The following is a 470-nucleotide window of genomic DNA, read 5'->3' as shown; positions in this document are numbered from 1 at the left end:
CAGGCCGAATACGCCGGCGGCCACCAGGATCGCGTCGCACACCACGCACAGTGCCGCCACCGGCAGGTGATGTTCGCGCCGCAGGCTCTGCGCCAGCACAAACGCGTTCTGGGTGCCGATCGCCATGATCAAACCAAAGGCCACCAACAGGCCGTTCATATAGCTTTGCCACATAGGATTTACTCCGCGCCCGCCGCCAATTGCCGCAACACCGTCATGGCGCGCTCGGCATCGGCGCGGCCGACAAACAGGTGATCGTGGTAGTAGCCGGCAATCACGTTGCAACTGATCCCGGCCTGGCCCAGGGCCGTGGCGAACGCGGCGGTCAGGCCGACCGCTTCCAGGGCCGAGTGCACGTTGAGGGTGATCCACGCAGCCACATAGTCGAAGGCCAGTCCGGCCCGCTCGGCCTGCTGGCGCTCGACGATCAACGTCAGGCCTTCCTGCTCGCGGAAGCTGCCGATCACCTC

General features: G+C 65.7%; 2 protein-coding genes. Both read right to left on the bottom strand.

The window, feature by feature from the left end; all coding sequences use genetic code 11:
• On the bottom strand, positions 1–174 hold a 174-nt coding region (locus HX846_RS39010; RefSeq protein WP_178967675.1), incomplete at its 3' end, for a LysE family transporter.
• Positions 175–179: 5 nt separating this feature from the next.
• Positions 180–470, bottom strand: a 291-nt coding sequence (locus HX846_RS39005; RefSeq protein WP_178967674.1) for an ACT domain-containing protein, incomplete at its 5' end; no start/stop codon positions are given.

The sequence above is a fragment of the Pseudomonas sp. K5002 genome (assembly GCF_013386655.1).
Taxonomy (GTDB): Bacteria; Pseudomonadota; Gammaproteobacteria; order Pseudomonadales; family Pseudomonadaceae; genus Aquipseudomonas.
Note: the sequence above shows the minus strand (reverse complement) of the source record. Positions and strands in the feature narration are given on the sequence as shown.